The organism is Neoasaia chiangmaiensis, from assembly GCF_002005465.1.
GTDB lineage: Bacteria > Pseudomonadota > Alphaproteobacteria > Acetobacterales > Acetobacteraceae > Neoasaia > Neoasaia chiangmaiensis.
This window is the reverse complement of the sequence record NZ_CP014691.1, coordinates 1,092,563-1,110,789: the sequence shown is the minus strand read 5'-3', so window position 1 is coordinate 1,110,789 and position 18,227 is coordinate 1,092,563. Positions and strand designations below refer to the sequence as shown.

The 18,227-nt window shown below is 61.0% G+C and carries 17 protein-coding genes; 14 read left to right on the top strand and 3 right to left on the bottom strand.

Annotation, left to right across the window (positions count from 1 at the left end):
- Window positions 1-3 precede the first annotated feature (3 nt).
- Window positions 4-1,404, bottom strand: a complete 1,401-nt coding sequence (gene carA / locus A0U93_RS05295; RefSeq protein ID WP_077806427.1) for a glutamine-hydrolyzing carbamoyl-phosphate synthase small subunit — start codon at window positions 1,402-1,404, stop codon at window positions 4-6.
- A 140-nt stretch (window positions 1,405-1,544) separates the two neighbouring features.
- On the opposite strand from carA, the gene A0U93_RS05290 reads away from it, so the two are divergent.
- The 14 genes from A0U93_RS05290 (at window position 1,545) to A0U93_RS05225 (ending at window position 17,078) form a co-directional block, all read left to right on the top strand.
- Window positions 1,545-1,997, top strand: coding sequence for a GatB/YqeY domain-containing protein (locus A0U93_RS05290; RefSeq protein ID WP_077808345.1), 453 nt, complete (start codon window positions 1,545-1,547; stop codon window positions 1,995-1,997).
- Between the two features lie 3 nt (window positions 1,998-2,000).
- Entirely contained in the window at window positions 2,001-3,812 is a 1,812-nt protein-coding gene (dnaG, locus tag A0U93_RS05285) for a DNA primase (protein WP_077806426.1), read from the top strand.
- A gap of 298 nt (window positions 3,813-4,110) precedes the next feature.
- Window positions 4,111-6,066: an RNA polymerase sigma factor RpoD gene (gene rpoD, locus A0U93_RS05280; RefSeq protein WP_077806425.1), complete on the top strand. Its 1,956-nt coding sequence runs from the start codon at window positions 4,111-4,113 to the stop codon at window positions 6,064-6,066.
- 16 nt (window positions 6,067-6,082) lie between these two features.
- On the top strand, window positions 6,083-6,682 hold the full coding sequence (locus A0U93_RS05275; RefSeq protein WP_077806424.1) for a GNAT family N-acetyltransferase: 600 nt from the start codon (window positions 6,083-6,085) through the stop codon (window positions 6,680-6,682).
- A gap of 170 nt (window positions 6,683-6,852) precedes the next feature.
- Complete coding sequence (gene rpsF, locus A0U93_RS05270) at window positions 6,853-7,326, top strand: 30S ribosomal protein S6 (protein WP_077806423.1); 474 nt, start codon at window positions 6,853-6,855, stop codon at window positions 7,324-7,326.
- A gap of 6 nt (window positions 7,327-7,332) precedes the next feature.
- Window positions 7,333-7,614, top strand: coding sequence for a 30S ribosomal protein S18 (gene rpsR / locus A0U93_RS05265; protein ID WP_077806422.1), 282 nt, complete (start codon window positions 7,333-7,335; stop codon window positions 7,612-7,614).
- Window positions 7,615-7,624: 10 nt separating this feature from the next.
- A complete protein-coding gene (gene rplI / locus A0U93_RS05260) occupies window positions 7,625-8,197 on the top strand; it encodes a 50S ribosomal protein L9 (RefSeq protein WP_077806421.1) in 573 nt (190 codons plus the stop codon).
- Between the two features lie 156 nt (window positions 8,198-8,353).
- On the top strand, window positions 8,354-9,568 hold the full coding sequence (locus A0U93_RS05255; protein ID WP_077806420.1) for an SAM-dependent methyltransferase: 1,215 nt from the start codon (window positions 8,354-8,356) through the stop codon (window positions 9,566-9,568).
- Between the two features lie 59 nt (window positions 9,569-9,627).
- The gene (locus tag A0U93_RS05250; protein WP_077806419.1) at window positions 9,628-10,707 is read left to right on the top strand and encodes a DNA topoisomerase IB; all 1,080 of its coding nucleotides are present in this window, start codon (window positions 9,628-9,630) and stop codon (window positions 10,705-10,707) included.
- Window positions 10,708-10,751: 44 nt separating this feature from the next.
- Window positions 10,752-12,326, top strand: coding sequence for a carbohydrate porin (locus A0U93_RS05245; protein ID WP_147151138.1), 1,575 nt, complete (start codon window positions 10,752-10,754; stop codon window positions 12,324-12,326).
- Window positions 12,327-12,354: 28 nt separating this feature from the next.
- Window positions 12,355-13,284, top strand: a complete 930-nt coding sequence (locus tag A0U93_RS05240) for an AEC family transporter (RefSeq protein ID WP_077806417.1) — start codon at window positions 12,355-12,357, stop codon at window positions 13,282-13,284.
- 24 nt (window positions 13,285-13,308) lie between these two features.
- Window positions 13,309-14,970, top strand: coding sequence for an acetolactate synthase large subunit (locus A0U93_RS05235; protein WP_077806416.1), 1,662 nt, complete (start codon window positions 13,309-13,311; stop codon window positions 14,968-14,970).
- A 31-nt stretch (window positions 14,971-15,001) separates the two neighbouring features.
- On the top strand, window positions 15,002-15,985 hold the full coding sequence (locus A0U93_RS05230; protein ID WP_077806415.1) for an aldo/keto reductase: 984 nt from the start codon (window positions 15,002-15,004) through the stop codon (window positions 15,983-15,985).
- A gap of 196 nt (window positions 15,986-16,181) precedes the next feature.
- On the top strand, window positions 16,182-17,078 hold the full coding sequence (locus tag A0U93_RS05225) for a hypothetical protein (protein WP_077806414.1): 897 nt from the start codon (window positions 16,182-16,184) through the stop codon (window positions 17,076-17,078).
- 125 nt (window positions 17,079-17,203) lie between these two features.
- Here A0U93_RS05225 and dps read toward each other — a convergent pair whose 3' ends face one another.
- Complete coding sequence (gene dps / locus A0U93_RS05220) at window positions 17,204-17,743, bottom strand: DNA starvation/stationary phase protection protein Dps (RefSeq protein WP_077806413.1); 540 nt, start codon at window positions 17,741-17,743, stop codon at window positions 17,204-17,206.
- 28 nt (window positions 17,744-17,771) lie between these two features.
- Window positions 17,772-18,218, bottom strand: a complete 447-nt coding sequence (locus A0U93_RS05215; RefSeq protein WP_077806412.1) for an AtzH-like domain-containing protein — start codon at window positions 18,216-18,218, stop codon at window positions 17,772-17,774.
- Window positions 18,219-18,227: the final 9 nt, after the last annotated feature.

Below are 18,227 nucleotides of genomic sequence, written 5' to 3'. Positions count from 1 at the left end.
GGATCAGGCTCCCGCTTTGGCGTTGTTTTCGGGTGCGTGCGCTTCCGCGCGACGGTCCATGACCGCGACGAAACGTTCGAAGAGATAGAAGCTGTCCGACGGGCCGGGGCTGGCCTCGGGGTGGTATTGAACCGAGAAGGCGTCGTATTTCGTGCTGCGGATGCCTTCATTGGAGCCATCGAACAGGCTGGTATGGGTGATCTCCACGCCGTCCGGCAGGGATTTGTCGTCCACGGCGAAGCCATGGTTCTGGCTCGTGATCTCGACCTTGCCGGTGCCGAGATCCTTGACCGGCTGGTTCGCGCCGCGATGGCCGCGAGCAAGCTTGTAGGTGGTCGCGCCGAGCGCCTGGGCAAGCAATTGATGGCCGAGACAGATGCCGAAGACCGGCACGTTCGCCGCCAGCACATCCCTGATGGCCGGCACCGCATAGGCGCCCGTGGCGGCTGGATCGCCGGGCCCGTTGGAGAGGAACACGCCTTCGGGATTATGGCGCAGGATATCTTCCGCCGAGGCCGTGGCGGGCACGACCGTGACGTCGCATCCGGCGGTGACGAGGCAACGCAGGATGTTGCGTTTAGCGCCGTAATCGACGGCGACGACACGCCGCCTGGTCGTGCGTTCGGCAGCCGGGCGCTCCCAGACGCCGAGATCCCACGTGAAACTCTGCGTGCAGGAAACGTCCCTGGCGAGGTCCATGCCTTCGAGGCCCGGCCATGCCTGCGCCTGCTTGCGGAGGGCGACGATATCGAACTGGCCGTTCGCCGGGAATGCCAGCACGGCGGTCTGCGGACCGTCGTCGCGCAGGCGGCGCGTGATCTGGCGGGTATCGATGCCGGCGATTCCGGGCACGTTGTGGCGCTTCATCCAGTCCGATAGCGGTGCGGAGGAGCGCCAGTTGGCGGGGGCGGTGATGTCCTCTTTCACCACGGCCCCGCGTGCGGCGATGCGGGGGGCCTCGTCATCTTCCGCGTTGGTGCCGACATTGCCGATATGCGGGAAGGTGAAGGTGACGATCTGCCCGGCGAAGGAAGGGTCGGTCAGTGTTTCCTGATAACCGGTCAGGCCGGTGTTGAAGCACAGTTCGCCCACGGCGGCGCCATCCGTATGTGCGCCGAAGCCGCGGCCCCAGAGCACGGTCCCGTCAGCCAGAACGAGGGCGGCATTGGCGCCGTCGGGACAAGTATCGGTCAATTCCGCCTCGCTGTCGTGTGCAGGGTTATGGGTATGGTCCGGCGTCAGGTCCGCCAGGGAGATGTCGGGCTGTCGCAGCAGGGCGGCCCAATGCTTGGCCGGTATGGCGCGCGTCTGGCGCCATTTGCGGATAGCCTCGGAGCCGACGCCGGTGAGGGCGGCCATTGCTTCCGCGCCGCCGACCTTGGCGATGATGTTCTCGATATCCATGGCCGCTTTCCTCTCGGAGCGTCGATTAGTTAGTGCTAACTAACGCGTCAGAACGGCGATGGGAAGTTTTTTCCCGCCGTGTGAGTGTTGTTTGTGGCGGGAAAAAACTTCCTGCCCGTATGTATTTTGGAGGAACGGCCATGTCTCTGCGCACGCAGATTTCCGACGATCTCAAGACGGCGATGAAGGCCAAGGAAGCGGACCGGGTGGCGCAGCTGCGCGGCATTACGGCGAAGATCAAGGATCTGGATGTGGCGGCGCGCGTGAAGGGCGGCGATGTCGATGATGGCGATATCGTGCCGATGCTGCGCAGCATGATTAAATCCCGCACGGAGTCCGCTGCGATGTATCGCGATGGTGGCCGGCCCGAACTTGCGGAAAAGGAGGAGGCGGAAATCGCGACCATCAAGTCCTATCTGCCGCCGGAGATGGACGATGCGGCCCTGGCGGCGGCCGTGGACGAAGCGATCGCGCAGAGCGGGGCGGCGAGCATGAAGGAGATGGGCAAGGTCATGGCCGTCCTGAAGGCGCGTTTCGGTGCCGATCTCGACATGGGGCGGGCGAATGGCGTGGTGAAAGCCAAGCTTTCCTGATCCATGGCGCTCGACCCCGCCTTTCTCGACGAAATTCGTGCGCGCGTGCCGATCGCTTCGGTGATCGGGCGCCGTACGAAGCTCTCGCGGTCCGGGCGCAACTGGAAGGCGTGTTGCCCCTTTCATGGGGAGAAGACGCCCTCTTTCTATGTTTATGACGACCACTTTCATTGTTTCGGTTGTGGCGCGCATGGGGACGTCATTTCGTTCGTCATGCAGGCGGAGGGGCGGAGTTTCCCCGAGGCTGTCGAGCAACTGGCGGGTGAGGCGGGGCTGGACATGCCGCGCCAGGATCCGCGCGTGGAAGCGCGGGCACGGGAAGCGAAGTCGCTTGGCGATGTGCTGGAAGCCGTGCAGGCGATCTGGCAACGCAAGCTGCGGGAGAGGGAAGGTCGGGAGGGACTGGCCTATCTGCACCGTCGCGGCCTGAGCGACGAGACGATTGCGACGTTCGGTCTTGGCTGGTCCGGCGATGGGCGAGGCGGCCTGGTGGAGGCATTGCGGCGGGAGGATATCACGCCGGAGCAACTGGTGCAGGCCGGTCTGATGCGTGTCGACGAGCGCGGCGGGATCAAGGGGGAGCTGTTCTTTTCGCGCGTGACCTTCCCGATCCGGGACCGACGCGGGCGGCTGGTGTCGTTCGGTGGGCGGACACTGGGCGATGGGCAGCCCAAATATCTGAATGGTCCGGAGACGGCGCTGTTTTCCAAGCGCCGCAATCTGTTCAATCTCGACCGCGCACGGCAGGCCGTTCGCGAGCCCGGTCAGGAATTGCTGGTTGTCGAGGGGTATATGGATGTGATCGCCCTGCATCAGGCAGGGTTTCGGGCCGCCGTCGCGCCGCTCGGGACGGCGCTGGGATCGGAGCAGATCGAGATGTTGTGGCAGGTCGCGCCGCAGCCGGTCCTGTGCCTGGATGGCGACGCGGCGGGCAGCCGCGCGGCATTGCGGGCGGCGGAAACGGCCCTGCCGCTGCTGGGGGCGGAGAAGACGCTGCGTTTCTGTCGCCTCGATTCGCAGGACGATCCAGATAGTCTTGTTCGTCGTGAGGGGCCAGGTGCAATGGCGCGGGTTCTGGCTGGAGCGTCATCGCTGGCGGACGAACTGTTCGGGTTGTTGACGTCTGGCATGCAGAATCCGAGCCCGGAACAGCGCGCGGCGCTGAGGGCGCGGCTTGAGGCGGCGGCCGGCATGATCGCCGATCGCAATCTGGCGGCGGAATATCGTCGCACGCTGCTGGACCGGTTTTTTGGCATGTTCCGCCGTGGCGGTGCCCCGCGCGGGCGGAAGGCACCCGATCACGGGCCTGTGGCGGCGCGCGGCGCATTGACGAATGGGGCGGCGGAGAGGCTCCGGCTCATGACGGCTATCTTGCTGGCGCATCCGGAACACATACCGGAGGTGGAGCAGGCTTATGCCGGTCTGGAATTGCCGCCCGATCTGGACGATCTGCGCGAGGCGATGCTGGACTGGCTCGGCGACCAGCCGCCGGAGGCAGTGCTGGTGGCGGACGACCTGATGGTCTGGATGGAAAGGCGTCAGCTCGATGAGCGCGCGCGCGCGCTCCTGACCGGACGTTTGCCGCGCGTGCCTTCTGCCGGTGGCGCCGATGTCCTGCTGGAGGCGGGCGCGCTGCAACGGTGGTGGGAGGCATATGGGTTGGTGAACTTCCCGGCTTTCCGGCAGGCGGTGCTGGAGGACACGCAGCGCGCGCTGGAGGATCGGACGCTGGAGGCCTTCCCGGAGGGGCTGAATGCGCGTTTGCGCGCGATGGACCGGCTGAATCGCGCTGAAGCGCCGGATGATGACGATTAAGCCACAGCCACGAGTCGAAACGACGGAACGGGCCCTAGGCCCTTGACTTCGGCGCGCCGATCGCCCACCTGCACGCTGCCGAAATTGCTGGCCTTGGGGCTAGTGGATCGTAGCGGTCGGTAGCGGCCGGGTGGAGCGATAGACGTGAGCGGCCTTTACCGGGAGTGGAGAGGGCGCCGTTCGGCGTTTCTTCTGTTGGTGAAGGAATGCCGGTCGCTCCAAACCGCGAGTGTGTCGGCGGGGCACTCCGGAACATATATGTTGGGTACCGCCGCGCGCGGTGAGCAGGGAGCAGGGCATGGCGACCAAGACGGCCACGGGAACGGAGCGGAACGCGCAGGAACAGGACGGCGACACCAATGTCCTTGATACGCAATCCGGTGCGGTCAAGCGGCTGATCGCCAAGGGGCGCGAGCGCGGCCATATTACCTTCGACGAACTGAACGCTGTCCTGCCGCAGGACCAGATGTCCTCCGAGCAGATCGAGGACGTGATGGCGATCTTCTCGGAGATGGGCATCCAGGTTGTCGAGAACGAGGACCAGGAAGACGGCGAGGCGACCGAGGAGAAGGAAGAGGAAGCCGCGGAAGCCGACACCGAGGAAGCGCCGACGGGCAACGTCAACGCTGACAGCGTAGGCCGGACCGACGATCCTGTCCGGATGTATCTGCGTGAAATGGGCTCGGTCGAGTTGCTGTCGCGCGAAGGCGAAATCGCCATCGCCAAGCGGATCGAGGCCGGTCGCGACGAGATGATCGGCGGCCTGTGCGAAAGCCCGCTGACGTTCCGTGCCATCATTTCCTGGCACGATCGCCTCAAGGAAGGCGAGATGTTGCTGCGCGACATCGTGGACCTGGAAGCCAGCCAGGGTGGTGGCAATCCGGGTGAGGGTCCGGAAGGCGAGGGTGAGAGCGAGGAAGAGACCGACGACAGTTTCGAGGCCGATGGCGGCAGCGAGGACGGTGGCGATCAGGAGGGCAGCGGCCTGTCCCTGTCGGCGCTGGAAGAAAAGCTCAAGCCCGATATCCTTGCGCGTTTCGAGGCGATCGAGCCGCTGTATCACAAGCTGCGCAAGCTGCAGGTCAAGCGGATCGAGGCGCTGACGAGCGGTGAGGAAAGCTCCGACAAGTCGGAACAGACCTACGAGAAGCTGCGCTCGGAACTGGTGGCCATGGTCGAAATGGTCCATCTGCATAACAATCGCATCGAGGAACTGGTTCTGCAGTTGAAGATGCAGTTCCAGCGGCTGAACGGGCTGGAAGGCCAGATGCTGCGTCTGGCGGAAAGCTGCCGTGTGTCGCGTGACGACTTCCTGCTGAAGTATCGTGGGCACGAACTGGACCCGAACTGGCTTGAGGTCGTGTCCGCGTTGCCTGGCAAGTCGTGGAAGAACTTCACGACCAAGTATTATGAGCGGATCGCGGACCTGCGCGCGCAGGTGGCGGAGCTTTCGCATGGCACGGGGCTGCCGGTCGGTGAATTCCGTCGCGTCTATTCGACGGTTTCTCGTGGCGAGCGCGACACGACGCGTGCCAAGAAGGAAATGATCGAGGCAAATCTGCGTCTCGTGATCTCGATCGCCAAGAAATACACCAATCGCGGCCTGCAGTTTCTGGACCTGATCCAGGAAGGCAATATCGGATTGATGAAGGCGGTCGATAAGTTCGAATACCGGCGTGGCTACAAGTTCTCGACGTATGCCACGTGGTGGATCCGGCAGGCGATCACGCGTTCGATCGCCGACCAGGCGCGGACGATCCGTATTCCGGTGCATATGATCGAGACGATCAACAAGCTCGTCCGCACGTCGCGCCAGATGTTGCACGAGATCGGCCGCGAGCCGGCGCCGGAGGAACTTGCCGAGAAGCTCGGCATGCCGCTGGAGAAGGTGCGCAAGGTTCTCAAGATCGCCAAGGAACCGATCTCTCTCGAGACGCCGATCGGCGACGAGGAAGACAGCCATCTGGGTGATTTCATCGAGGACAAGACGGCGGTCATTCCGCTGGATGCCGCGATCCAGACCAATCTGCGCGAGGCGACGACGCGTGTGCTGGCGTCCCTGACGCCGCGTGAGGAGCGCGTGTTGCGGATGCGTTTCGGCATCGGCATGAACACCGATCACACGCTTGAGGAGGTCGGTCAGCAGTTCAACGTAACGCGTGAGCGTATCCGACAGATTGAGGCGAAGGCGTTGCGCAAGCTGAAGCATCCGAGTCGCAGCCGCAAGCTGCGCTCCTTCCTGGACGACAACTGAGTCCGGGCGGCCGTTGATGAACGATCTTCGTTCTTCCCCTATCGGTCGCGCCACGACGCGCATTGCTGTCGATGTGACGTTTCTGGAGATGCGCATGCAGCCTGATGTTGCTGCATTGCCATTTCCCGAAGGCTACCGGCTGGCCCTGGTCGAGCATCCGGCGCCTTCCTTCTATCTCGATCTGTATCGACGGGTCGGCGCGGCGCATTGCTGGTGGATGCGGTATGAAATGCCGACGGCGGAATTGACGGCCCTGCTGCATCACCCGGCTGTTTCGCTCTATGTGCTTTACACACCGGACGATAACGTGGCCGGATTCTTCGAGATCGACCGACGGCAGGGCCGGCAGCCTTATCTGTCCCATCTGGGTCTGCTGCCGGATGCGATCGGGCATGGTCTGGGCCGCGCCCTTCTGTATGCGGCTATTCGGCTTGCCTGGTCTGAGCCATGTCAGGTCTTTCGCGTCAACACCTGCACGGCCGACCATCCCCGGGCATTGCCGACCTATCTGAACGCGGGTTTCCGGAAGACGCATGTCCTGCGTGAGATATGGGATATTCCGGATGATCTCGGCCTGCCGATTCCGGAAACGCTGAGACTTGACACCACGCTCTAGCGCGAAACGGGCGAATATCCTTGCGGTGGCAGGCGGAATGTGCTTTACGCCGCGCTTCCCTGCCGGGCGATGTGGCGTCGCACCGGCTATACCCGTGCTTCGTGGAAGGAGCGTCGTCCGGCCGATGTCGGTGGTGGCGATCGGGTTGAACACATCCGAAGGGAGCAAACATGCCACTGTATGAAAGCGTGCTCATTGCACGTAACGACGTGTCGCAGGCGCAGGTCGAGGCCATTGTCGAGGAAATCGACACCCTGCTGACTCAGGATGGCGGTTCGATCGAGAAGCGTGAGTTCTGGGGACTCCGTTCGCTTGCGTATCGCATCAAGAAGAATCGCAAGGGCCATTACGTTCTGCTGGGCCTCAATGCCCGCCCGGACCAGATCCGCGAGCTGGAGCGTCAGCTTGGCCTCAATGAAGACGTGCTGCGTGTTCTGACGCTGCGTGTCGATGAGATCGACCAGAACCCGTCCGCGATCCTGTCGCGCAAGGGTGACGATCGTGGCGGCGAGCGCGGCGGTTTCCGTTCGGGTGGCGCCAAGCCGTCGGGTCGTTTCGATAGCGGCCGTGGCGGTCGTCGTTCGGAAGATCGCGAAGAGTATCGTGCGCGCGAGCGTGACGACGCCGAGCAGGGAGTGGAATAAAGCATCATGTCCGAAACCACGAACACTGAAGTCAATCCCGCGGCGCGTCGCCTCGCGGTTGGCGCACGTCGTCCGTTCTATCGCCGTCGCAAGTCCTGCCCGTTCTCCGGCCCCAACGCGCCGAAGATCGATTACAAGGACGTGCGTCTGCTGAGCCGCTTCCTGTCGGAGCGCGGCAAGATCGTGCCGAGCCGCATCACGGCCGTTTCGGCCAAGAAGCAGCGCGAACTGGCGCAGGCGATCAAGCGTGCGCGCTTCCTCGCCCTGCTGCCTTACGTCGTGAACTGAGGGGGCTGGCATGTCACAGACCGAATTGATCCTGCTCCAGCGCGTCGAAAATCTCGGCCAGATGGGTGAGATCGTCCGCGTGAAGCCGGGCTATGCGCGCAACTATCTGTTGCCGCAGGGCAAGGCGCTCCGCGCCAATGCGCAGAACCGTCAGCGTTTCGAGACCGAGCGCGTGCAGCTTGAGGCGCAGAACCTCAAGCGCCGTGAGGAAGCGGAGCGTCTGGCCGAGCGTATGCACGGGCTGACCGTCGTCATCATCCGCCAGGCTGGCGACAGCGGCAGCCTGTATGGTTCGGTGACGCCGCGCGACATCGCCATCGCGGCGACGGAAGCAGGCCTGAGCATCGACCGTAATCAGGTCGTTCTCGATCATCCGATCAAGGTCCTGGGTCTGGTCGAAGCGCGCGTGGCGCTGCATCCGGAAGTCTCGATCCCGGTGATCGTCAACGTGGCGCGTTCGGCGGAAGAAGCCGAGCGTCAGGCGCGTGGCGAAGCGATCGGCGTCGAGGAAGACGAGTTCGTTCTCGAAACGGATGCCGAGGAAGAGCCGGTCGAAGTGACCGAGGCGTCTGCCGAAGGCTGATCCGATATCTCGCGAAAGTGAGATTGCCGATCAAAGGAACCCCGTTCAGAGCATTGCTCTGGCGGGGTTTTTTTATGGCTGAACATTTCCGTCATGCATTGACGCACGTCGAGACAAACGATTTTGATTGTCCGCCGTATTCAACTGGGGGTGTGGATGTCACTGTTGTTCGATCAGGTCATCAAGCGTTTCATTCGGACGGGCAGCCTGACTATCATCATGCCGGACGGTTCGATACGGCGCTATGAGGGTTCGCCCGGGCCGAAGGCTGCCATGCGGATCAAGACCGACGAGGCGTTGCGAGCGCTGATCGTCAATTCGGGACTGGCTTTCGGCGAAGGTTACATGGACGGCCTGATTGAGCCGGTCGATGGTACGCTTGAGGATGTGCTTCTCGTCCTGATGACCAACATGCAGGACAGCCATCATATCTTCAATCGTCTTGAAAGCGGATTTCGCTTCCTGACCCGGCGTGTCCGGCAGTTCAATGATCGGCGTCGGTCGCGACGCAACGTCGAGCATCATTACGACCTCAATGGCGAGTTGTATCGGCTGTTTCTGGATCGGGACCGACAGTATTCCTGCGCCTATTTTGCGCAGGACGACATGACGCTCGAAGAGGCGCAACTGGCGAAGAAGCGACATATCGCGGCCAAGCTGAAGTTCGACCGTCCGGATCTCGGCGTTCTGGATATCGGGTGCGGTTGGGGCGGCATGGCATTGACGCTGGCGAAGGAGTTCGGCGCCCGTGTGACGGGCGTGACGTTATCGCAGGAGCAGTTGCAGGCAGCACGGCAGAGGGCGGCCGACGAAGGGCTGTCGGACCGGGTGCGGTTCGAACTGTGCGATTACCGTGCGATCCGGCACCAGTTCGACCGGATCGTATCCGTCGGCATGTTCGAGCATGTGGGCATCGGCCATTACGATCAGTTCTTCCGCACGGTGCATGAACGTCTCAAGCCTGATGGTGTGGCGCTCGTGCATTCCATCGGTCGCTCCGACGGGCCAGGTTCGACAAATCCGTGGATCAACAAATATATTTTTCCCGGCGGCTATTCGCCGGCATTGAGCGAAACGCTCGGCGCCGTTGAGCGGGCCGGGCTATGGGTGACGGATTGCGAGGTGCTCCGCCTGCATTACGCCAAGACGATTGCGATCTGGCGGCAGCGTTTCGCGGCCAATCGGGACAGGATTCTTGCGCTGTATGACGAGCGTTTCTATCGCATGTTCGATTTCTATCTGACGGGTGCCGAACTGTCGTTTCGCGTTCAGGGACATATGAATTTCCAGCTGCAACTCACGCGTAGCATCGATGCGGTGCCCCTGACGCGCGATTACATGTTCGAGGCGGAGCGCGCCGCAGCGATGTGACGCAACCGGCGAAGCCCAGGCGCGCTTAGATACCCGGTTCAGGAAGGGTAAAGTGCGTCATGGGCGAGGCCGGGGTTGTCGATCAGCATGAGCAGGCAGCCCGTGCGCATGCCAGAATGGCTTCCCTGCATTACGTCGATCACGACATGCCGGGTATCACGCGGCATCGGGCGGGAAAGGGTTTTTTCTATCGCGATCCGACAGGCGAACGGATTACCGACGGCGATGAGATTGCCCGGCTGAAGCGACTGGCCATTCCGCCGGCGTATCAGGATGTCTGGATATGTGCCGATCCTGACGGGCATCTTCAGGCCGTGGGGCGGGATGCGCGCGGTCGGTGGCAATATCGATATCATCCGCGATGGCGAGCGGTGCGTGATGAGAACAAATTCGAGCGGATGCTGGTTTTCAGCGAAAAGCTGCCGGAGATCCGGCGGCGGATCGATCAGGATCTACGGCAGTCGGCTTTATCGCGCACGCGGGTGATCGCAGCCGTGGTGCGGCTGATGGAGCGCACGATGGCGCGGATCGGCAACGACGAATATGCGCAGACGAATAAAAGCTATGGCCTGACCACCTTGCGCCACCGGCACGCGAAAATCCGGAGGCACCATCTGACGCTGGATTTCAGGGCGAAGCATGGGATCAGGGCGCATGTCGAGATCGACGATCCCCGATTGGCGCGGGTGATTGGACGGCTTGAGGACCTGCCGGGGCAACGTCTGTTCCGGTTTGTGGACGACGACGGCGCGCTGCACGATGTGCATTCACATGATGTCAACGACTATCTGCGCGACATCACGCAGGCGGACATTACGGCAAAGGATTTCAGGACCTGGGCGGCGACCAAGCTCGCGGCCATGGCGCTGACGGCTTTCGAGACGGTGGACACCAAGGCGCGGGCGCGGAAAAATCTTTTGCGGGCGATCGAGCATGTGGCGGCGCAACTGGGCAACACGCCATCGGTCTGCCGGAAATGCTATATTCATCCGGGTGTTCTGGATGGCTATCTTGACGGAACCCTGCGCGAAGCGTTTGCCGCACGGGCGGATGCGGTGCTGGACGGGACCGACGATTTTGCGTTGACGGCACAGGAGGCGGCGATAACCGCTTATCTCGCCCATCGGCTCAGGAAATAAAAAGCAACGCGAATTGACATAGATCATGGAAACGCAGGGTTCACGTGACGCACCATCCCGCCGACTGGCGGGAAAGGATGATTTGCGTGATGTTGGGGCGGCGGGTTAATGCGAAAATCGCGACGATCAGGACGCCCGTCATATGCGTCCTGTTTGTTCTGGCGACGCTGATCTTCGCCCAGCTTGCCTTTGCCGGACCGGCGCCGGCAACCGCGCAGCATCAGGCGGACTACTGCCCCATTCCAAGCAATCAGGTCATTCAGAACGGTCGCACCTTGCAGCCTTGCCCGAGACCGCCGCAGGAGCGAGGGCGAAGCTGGTATATTCAGCCGCTCAGTAATTTCTATTTCATGCAGAATTTCAGTCAGATCGGCAATCTGCCGAGTAACGATATTGCGTGGCGATATGCCTTCGCGACAGCGCGTTCGGAACATCTGCTGAGCGATGACGCGCTTTGGCGTCCCTGGCTGGCAGATCATGGCATCCGGTGGTCGTTATCCTACAAGGCCGAGGTTCTCGGTAATCCGTCAGGTGGCAACAGGCAGGGTATGGATTACGCGTCGGAAGAGGCGCTTCAGATCAATATAGACTGGAACAAGCTGGCGGGCATTCCGGATTTCTGGACGCATATGCTGGTGGTCAACCGTGCGGGCCGAAACCTGATGGCCGATAATTTCGGCGATTCACGCCTTTCGTTGCAGGAAGTCTATGGCGCCGGCGGGAATGTGCTGGCCCATCTCGTCTGGCTCTATGGCGAGAGCCTGCTGTTCAACAAGAAACTGGGCATCGATTACGGCCGTCTGCCTGTAGCACTCGAAGTGGCGCATTCGCCGATCTACTGTCAGTTCACGACGATATGCTCCTCGCCCAATGCCCTGAAACGTGAGCAGGCTTTCACGGTCTGGCCGAAATCAAACTGGGGTATTGCGGGGCGTATCCGTCCGGTGAAGGATAATATCCTGACCTTTGGCGCCTTCGCATCGGACGCGAAATACGGTGGTCCCTCGGGCTGGAACTGGGCGGATAACGGCAATACGGGCGTGCTCCTGCCGATAGAGGATATGTGGCAGCCTTATGTGGGCCCGCATGCGCTGGTGGGGCATTACAAGGTCGGTTACGCGATCGACACGACGCGTTACGCTCCGCTTGGTTCGTTCGCCAGCAATCCGCAAGCCAGGGGCAAGGTGCGCGATACGGTCTGGTTTCTTGCGGACCAGATGATTTATCGCACGGGCCAGAACGATCTGAGCGGTGTCGTGCTGTTCGGTGGCTACGTGCATAATACGGGCTCGCGCAGTGTCTATCGTTCGCAGGCTTTTGGCGGGATCGACGCCGGCGGAATCGTGCCGGGGCGGCCCTTCGATCGGCCCGGCCTCGTATTCGCGCATTACGACTTCAGCCAGAATCTTCAGCAGGAGGCGCAGACGCTGCAGGCGCTGCATCTGCCGACTGGCAATCTGCCGCTCATGGGTGAGAACGTCTTCGAACTGAAATACGGTGCGGCCATCGTGCGGGGCGTCCGGTTTCAGCCGGAATACCAATACATCGTGCATCCGGCGGCGTCCAAACGACTGGGCAACGCGTCGGTCTTCGGTTTCATGACGACGATGATCTTATGACGCGACGCGACGACACGACGGGAAAATCATGATCGAATCCATTATCGGCGCTTTATTGCCTATCGTCGTCACGTTGCTGCTCGGCATGATGGCCGGCTGGCATCATGACTTCGATGCGAAGCAGGCCGGCATCCTCAATCGCATGGTCATGCTCTACGCGCTGCCGCTGAGTCTTTTTGCCGGGATGGTCGGCACGTCGCGCGATGCGGTGATCGCGCAGTGGCCTCTCGCGCTGATGATCCTTTTCGGCATGATGGGCAGCTATTTCCTCGTGTTCGGCGTTGCGATCGTCCTACGGCTCGGGCAGGCGCGTGCAGCGTTGCTGGCCCTGGCGATTGGCGGGCCAGCGGTGCCGTTTGTCGGTGTTTCCGTGCTGGGGCACCTGTTCGGCGATCAGAGTGCCATCGCCATTGCGATCTGCGGTCTGGTGATGAACCTGCTGCAGGTGCCGATCTCGCTGATTGCGCTCAGCGGTGCGGCGCCGACCGGCGATGGCGCGCGGAAAGCACCCGGGCAACTCGTTCTGGATGCGCTGCGTGAGCCGGTGGTCTGGGCGCCGATGCTGGCGCTGCTCATCATCCTGATCGGCTGGCGGCTGCCCGCATCGATCCGGGACTCGCTGGCGTTGTTGGGTCGCTCGACCGGCGGCGTGGCACTATTCGCTTCCGGTATCGTGCTGTTCTCGCATCGCGTGGCGGTCTCCACCAGCGTCGTGGTGGCGACGCTGGCGCGCAATATCGCCGTGCCTCTGATCGTGTGGGGCGTGGCCCTGCTGTTCCTGACGCCGACGATCCGTGAGGAGGCGGTCGTGACGATGGCCATTCCCACGGCCTCCATCGCGACGATCCTGGCCGTTCAATATCACACGGCGGAACAGGAGATGGCCTCGATCCTGTTTTTCAGCACGATCTTTTCGGTTCTGACCATGGGTGGCTTCATGTGGCTTACAGCCCGATGACCATCCTTTCTGGAGAAAATGGCAATGTCAGATAACAAGCAGAATGTTGCGCAATTCATTGTCTCCTGCCTGAAGCAGGAGGGGGTGGAATATGTTTTCGGCATTCCGGGCGAGGAGAATATCCGGCTTGTCGATGCGCTCGAGGGATCGGGCATCCGTTTCATTCTGGTGCGCCACGAGCAGGGCGCGTCCTTCATGGCGGATATCTATGGCCGGCTGACGGGCAAGGCAGGCGTATGCACGGCGACGCTCGGGCCGGGGGCGATCAACCTGCTGCTCGGCGTGGCCGATGCGAACACCGACAGCACGCCGCTGGTGGCGATTACGGCGCAGGTGGGGCTTAACCGCATTTACAAAGAGTCGCATCAGATCGTCGATCTCGTGGCCATGTTCAAACCCGTTACAAAATGGGCGGACCTGATCATGACGCCGCAGGCCGTTCCGGAGATGGTGCGCAAGGCGTTCGATGTGGCGCAATCCGAGCGACCCGGTGCGACGTACCTTGCCATTCCGGAAGATATCGAGGCGATGCCGATGCCTGCCGGTTTCGCGCCGTTGAAGGATACGCCGACGCATGATGCCGGGGCGGACCCGCAGCGGATCGAGGAAGCCGTGGCGTTGCTGGGCAAGTCAAAGCGTCCGGTCATTCTTGCCGGACATGGCGTGGCGCGTGCCGGTGCATCGGCTGAACTTGTGCGTTTGGCGGAAACGCTGAACGCGCCGGTCGCGACCACCTTCATGGGCAAGGGGGTTATACCTGATCGTCATCCCAACGCCCTCGGCGTCATTGGCTTCATGCGGCATGACTATGAGAATTTCGCCTTCGATGACGCCGATCTCATTTTATCCGTCGGATATGAGTTGCAGGAGTTTGCCCCGTCCCGCGTCAATCCGCACAAGGACAAGACGATCATTCACCTGCATCGTTTCGCGCCGGATACGGATGCGGCGTATCAGGTCGCGGTCAGCATCGAGTCCGACATCGTGGGCGGCATCAATGCCCTGTTGACCGCGTGGGACGGTCATAAGGCACCGCCGAGCCGCAGCGAGCCGAAAATTCGTCAGTTGCTGGCCGATGAACTGGCTGCCGGGGCGAAAGACGACAGCTATCCGCTCAAGCCGCAGCGTGTGGTGACTGACGTGCGTGCGGTGATGGACGACGAGGATATCGTCCTCGCCGATACGGGGGCCATCAAGATGTGGATGGCGCGCCTCTATCCGACGCAGGCACCGCTGACATGCCTGATTTCCAACGGGCTTTCGACCATGGCATTCTCCCTGCCGGGTGCGATCGGCGCGAAACTGGCGCGGCCCGATCGGCGCGTACTGGCCACGATGGGCGATGGATCGTTCATGATGAATTCGCAGGAGATCGAAACGGCTGTGCGGGAGAATGTTCCGCTCAAGGTGCTGATCTGGGAAGATGGTTCTTACGGTCTGATCAAGTGGAAGATGGATCTCGAACTGGGCCATCATCGGAGCGTCGATTTCAAAAACCCGGATTTCGTTGCCTATGCCGAGAGTTTCGGCGCGCATGGCCACCGGGTTGAGGAAGCCGGGCAGCTTCAGACTGTCCTGCGCGCGGCTCTGGACGAGCCGGGTGTTTCCGTTGTGGTCGTGCCGGTCGATTATCGTGAGAACATCAAGCTGACCGATCGCCTCGGCGAACTTACCATCGCCTTGTAAGTTTCCTCCCCTGTCAGCAGGGGAGGCGATAATGCGCCATCGTGAATTGGGCAGTCAGGGTCTTAGCGTTTCGGCGCTGGGGCTGGGCTGCATGGGAATGAGTCAGTCCTACGGTCCGGCGGATGAAGGTGAGTCGATCGCCACCATTCACCGCGCGCTGGAACTCGGCGTGAACTTCCTGGACACGGCGGAAGTCTATGGACCGTTCATCAACGAGGAATTACTGGGGCGCGCCCTGGCAGGCAGGCGCCATTCGGCCGTTATCGCCACGAAATTCGGCTTCGATATCCGTGACGGGAAGCCGGTCGGCGTCGATAGTCGTCCGGCGCATATTGCGGACGTCGTCGAGGCGTCTCTGAAGCGGTTGCAGACGGATCATATCGATCTGCTGTACCAGCACCGGGTCGATCCTGATGTGCCGATCGAGGACGTTGCCGGCGCGGTCGGCGATCTGGTGAAGGCCGGGAAGGTGCGGTTTTTCGGTCTTTCGGAAGCGGGGGTAAAGACAATCCGGCGTGCTCACGCGGTCTTTCCGGTCAGTGCCTTGCAGAGCGAATATTCATTATGGGAGCGCAATCTGGAGCCGGAGATCATTCCGCTGCTGCGCGAACTGAATATCGGTCTGGTTCCGTTCAGTCCGCTTGGAAGAGGCTTTCTGACGGGCGACGCGAAACCGGCGGAGGAGTATCCGGCGGACGATTTCCGGCGCAATGATCCGCGCTTTCAGGGCGAAAATTTCGTGGCCAATCGACATGCGGCGGAGGTTGTGGGCGATATTGCGGCGCAGATCGGCGCCCGACCCGGTCAGGTGGCGCTGGCATGGCTGCTGGCGAAAGGTGATGATATCGTGCCGATCCCCGGAACGAAACGCCGGAAATATCTGGAAGAGAATCTGGGTGCCTTGAGTATCGTTCTGGAAGACGAGGCAGTCCGGCAGATCGACGATGCGCTTTCGGCGGGGCGAATTTCCGGCTCGCGTTATAGTGCGGCCAATATGGCGAGAATTGATCGTTAGCAAAGGCGTTGCGTGAGTCGTGTGGCGCCCAGTCGCATGACGCACGCGCCGTCGTCGTTCTGACGGATATTGAATGATATGTCGGCCTCTACTTTTTTGAATTGGCGAGGCAAACAAGCCATGGTGCATGGAACAGGTTGGATAACCGGAAACGAGAATGCCGATCCGGTAACCGTCGTTACGAAAGATGGATTGAATGGTCCGCCGTAATGGAATTCTGGGCGCTGTTATCTGTGCAATCGGCGCGTCAGTCGTTCTTCAGGCCAATGCGGCCACCGAAAACATCACTGTTCATGCGCTTTCATCAGCCGAAGTGAAAGCGGCCGTCAAGGCGATGACGCCGGTCAGGCCGAATCACCAGATTTCCCGCTGGAATCGGCCTGTTTGCCCAAAGGTCTATGGCCTAAATCCGATATTTTCCGATATTATTATCCAGCATCTCCAGTCTAATGCGAAACTGGTGGACATAGCGTTCGATAGAAACTGCGCGCAGCCTGATGTCTATATTGTTGCGTCAAATGACGGAGATGATGTTTTCAGGAAAATCCATCAGATAAATCCGACTCTTTGGCAGGGTGTGGATACGAACGGTGCAACATCGTTGAATCTGGATGCAATGAGTACCGCAGACACGGATTTATTGCGCAAGGATCGTCCGGTGAGATGGTTTCGTTCCGTGGGGGTCGAGGTGTCCGACGGCGCTTATGTGAGTTATTTACCCACCGGTCCCTGGAAGGACACTCCTACGATCGAAACATCTGACGTCTCAGCCCTAAACCTGCCAACACGGGAAGAGACCAAGTACGTTTTCATTATTATTGATGTATCGAAGACAGGAAGTATGACGTGGGGGGCGCTATCGAACTACATTTCGTTCGTGGCACTTGCTCAACCGGACATGGCAACGGCATTTGAGCCGTTCTCAATCATGGCAGATTTCGAAAACGGTCAATATCGTGCGGATGCACCAAAAACACTGACGCCTTTCGATATTGCGGCTTTGAAGGCTTTATATGCATCGGCGCCAAATCAGAGCCCGGAACAGGAGCGCAATGAGATGGTTCAGAATATTCTGCGAAGTTCAGGACGTTAGATTTCAGAGACTGTCGGCCGTGCGGCATGAGACGCATGATCAACGACACGCTGCTTTTTAAAAATAGAATTCCATAAAAAACCCGCATCGTTGCCGATGCGGGTGCAGATTGAAGCGTTTGCCTGTTAGCTCCGGCTGCCCTTGTGGTCGCCGTCGCGCATTGTGCCGGTTGGCTCCTGCACGTGGGCCTCGAGGAACCAGAGGTTCTTGTCGAGTGCGCGGGAGACCTCCGTGAAGAGGTCGGCCGTATCGGCATCGCCAGCTTCGTCCGTGATGTCGATCGACTGACGGATGTTGTTGGCTACCGTCGCATAACGATCGATCAGCGCCGAAATATGATCGGCGATACGATAGATATTTGTCGGATACGGTGTGCAGCCGGAGTTCTTCGTGACGTCCTGCGTCGTGCCATAGGCTGTCCCGCCGAGTTGCACTGCGCGTTCCGCGATCTTGTCCGTGCCGTCGTCGATGGTGTCGCGGAAGCCGTCCAGCATTTCATGAACGCCGATGAACTGCGGCCCCTTGAGGTTCCAGTGCGCCTGTTTCGTAATCAGGGCCAGATCGATCATGTCGGCGAGGCGGGCGTTCAGGGTTTCGATCGACACGGTCTTGGCGTTCGACTGAAGTGCGTTCTGCGTCGTATGCAACGTATTCTTGTTGGGCATTGAGCCGTCTCCTGTGGAAAAAAATTTCTCATCGCGCAATTGGCGCGTTGGTCTCCTTAACGTGAGGCATGGGGCTTGGTTGCGGTGACGCGGGAAGGAGTGAAACATGGGCGACCATCACGCGCCATCCTCCGGCTTGCCGTTGCCATGTCTGCGTCTGTCGGCCGATGCGACCGTCCGAGACGCGTTCGAAGACAATGCTGACGCAACCGGTATCCGCGCTCAGGACGGCGATGTCGCGTCGGATGTTGCGTCGTGGGGGTGCGCCACCGGTCCGTGCGCGGCGGAATGCCGCGATCTCGGCACTGCCGAACAGATTCTCGGTGGCCCCAAAACGGATGGTCTCCGGACCATCGTGGAACAGTGAATCCAGCATCGTGATGTCGTTTTGCGCCAAGGCGGCTTCATAATCGTCCGATGCCGCGATAAGAGCGGTGAGGGTCGCCGGGTCCCCGAACTGTCGTTTGGTCTGCATGCCGTGTGT

Bases quoted from the DNA above. Each gene is read 5' to 3' on its own strand.
- carA (WP_077806427.1), bottom strand. From the start codon at position 1,404: ATGGATATCGAGAACATCATCGCCAAGGTCGGCGGCGCGGAAGCAATG.
- A0U93_RS05290 (WP_077808345.1), top strand. From the start codon at position 1,545: ATGTCTCTGCGCACGCAGATTTCCGACGATCTCAAGACGGCGATGAAG.
- dnaG (WP_077806426.1), top strand. From the start codon at position 2,001: ATGGCGCTCGACCCCGCCTTTCTCGACGAAATTCGTGCGCGCGTGCCG.
- rpoD (WP_077806425.1), top strand. From the start codon at position 4,111: ATGGCGACCAAGACGGCCACGGGAACGGAGCGGAACGCGCAGGAACAG.
- A0U93_RS05275 (WP_077806424.1), top strand. From the start codon at position 6,083: ATGAACGATCTTCGTTCTTCCCCTATCGGTCGCGCCACGACGCGCATT.
- rpsF (WP_077806423.1), top strand. From the start codon at position 6,853: ATGCCACTGTATGAAAGCGTGCTCATTGCACGTAACGACGTGTCGCAG.
- rpsR (WP_077806422.1), top strand. From the start codon at position 7,333: ATGTCCGAAACCACGAACACTGAAGTCAATCCCGCGGCGCGTCGCCTC.
- rplI (WP_077806421.1), top strand. From the start codon at position 7,625: ATGTCACAGACCGAATTGATCCTGCTCCAGCGCGTCGAAAATCTCGGC.
- A0U93_RS05255 (WP_077806420.1), top strand. From the start codon at position 8,354: ATGTCACTGTTGTTCGATCAGGTCATCAAGCGTTTCATTCGGACGGGC.
- A0U93_RS05250 (WP_077806419.1), top strand. From the start codon at position 9,628: ATGGGCGAGGCCGGGGTTGTCGATCAGCATGAGCAGGCAGCCCGTGCG.
- A0U93_RS05240 (WP_077806417.1), top strand. From the start codon at position 12,355: ATGATCGAATCCATTATCGGCGCTTTATTGCCTATCGTCGTCACGTTG.
- A0U93_RS05235 (WP_077806416.1), top strand. From the start codon at position 13,309: ATGTCAGATAACAAGCAGAATGTTGCGCAATTCATTGTCTCCTGCCTG.
- A0U93_RS05230 (WP_077806415.1), top strand. From the start codon at position 15,002: ATGCGCCATCGTGAATTGGGCAGTCAGGGTCTTAGCGTTTCGGCGCTG.
- A0U93_RS05225 (WP_077806414.1), top strand. From the start codon at position 16,182: ATGGTCCGCCGTAATGGAATTCTGGGCGCTGTTATCTGTGCAATCGGC.
- dps (WP_077806413.1), bottom strand. From the start codon at position 17,743: ATGCCCAACAAGAATACGTTGCATACGACGCAGAACGCACTTCAGTCG.
- A0U93_RS05215 (WP_077806412.1), bottom strand. From the start codon at position 18,218: ATGCAGACCAAACGACAGTTCGGGGACCCGGCGACCCTCACCGCTCTT.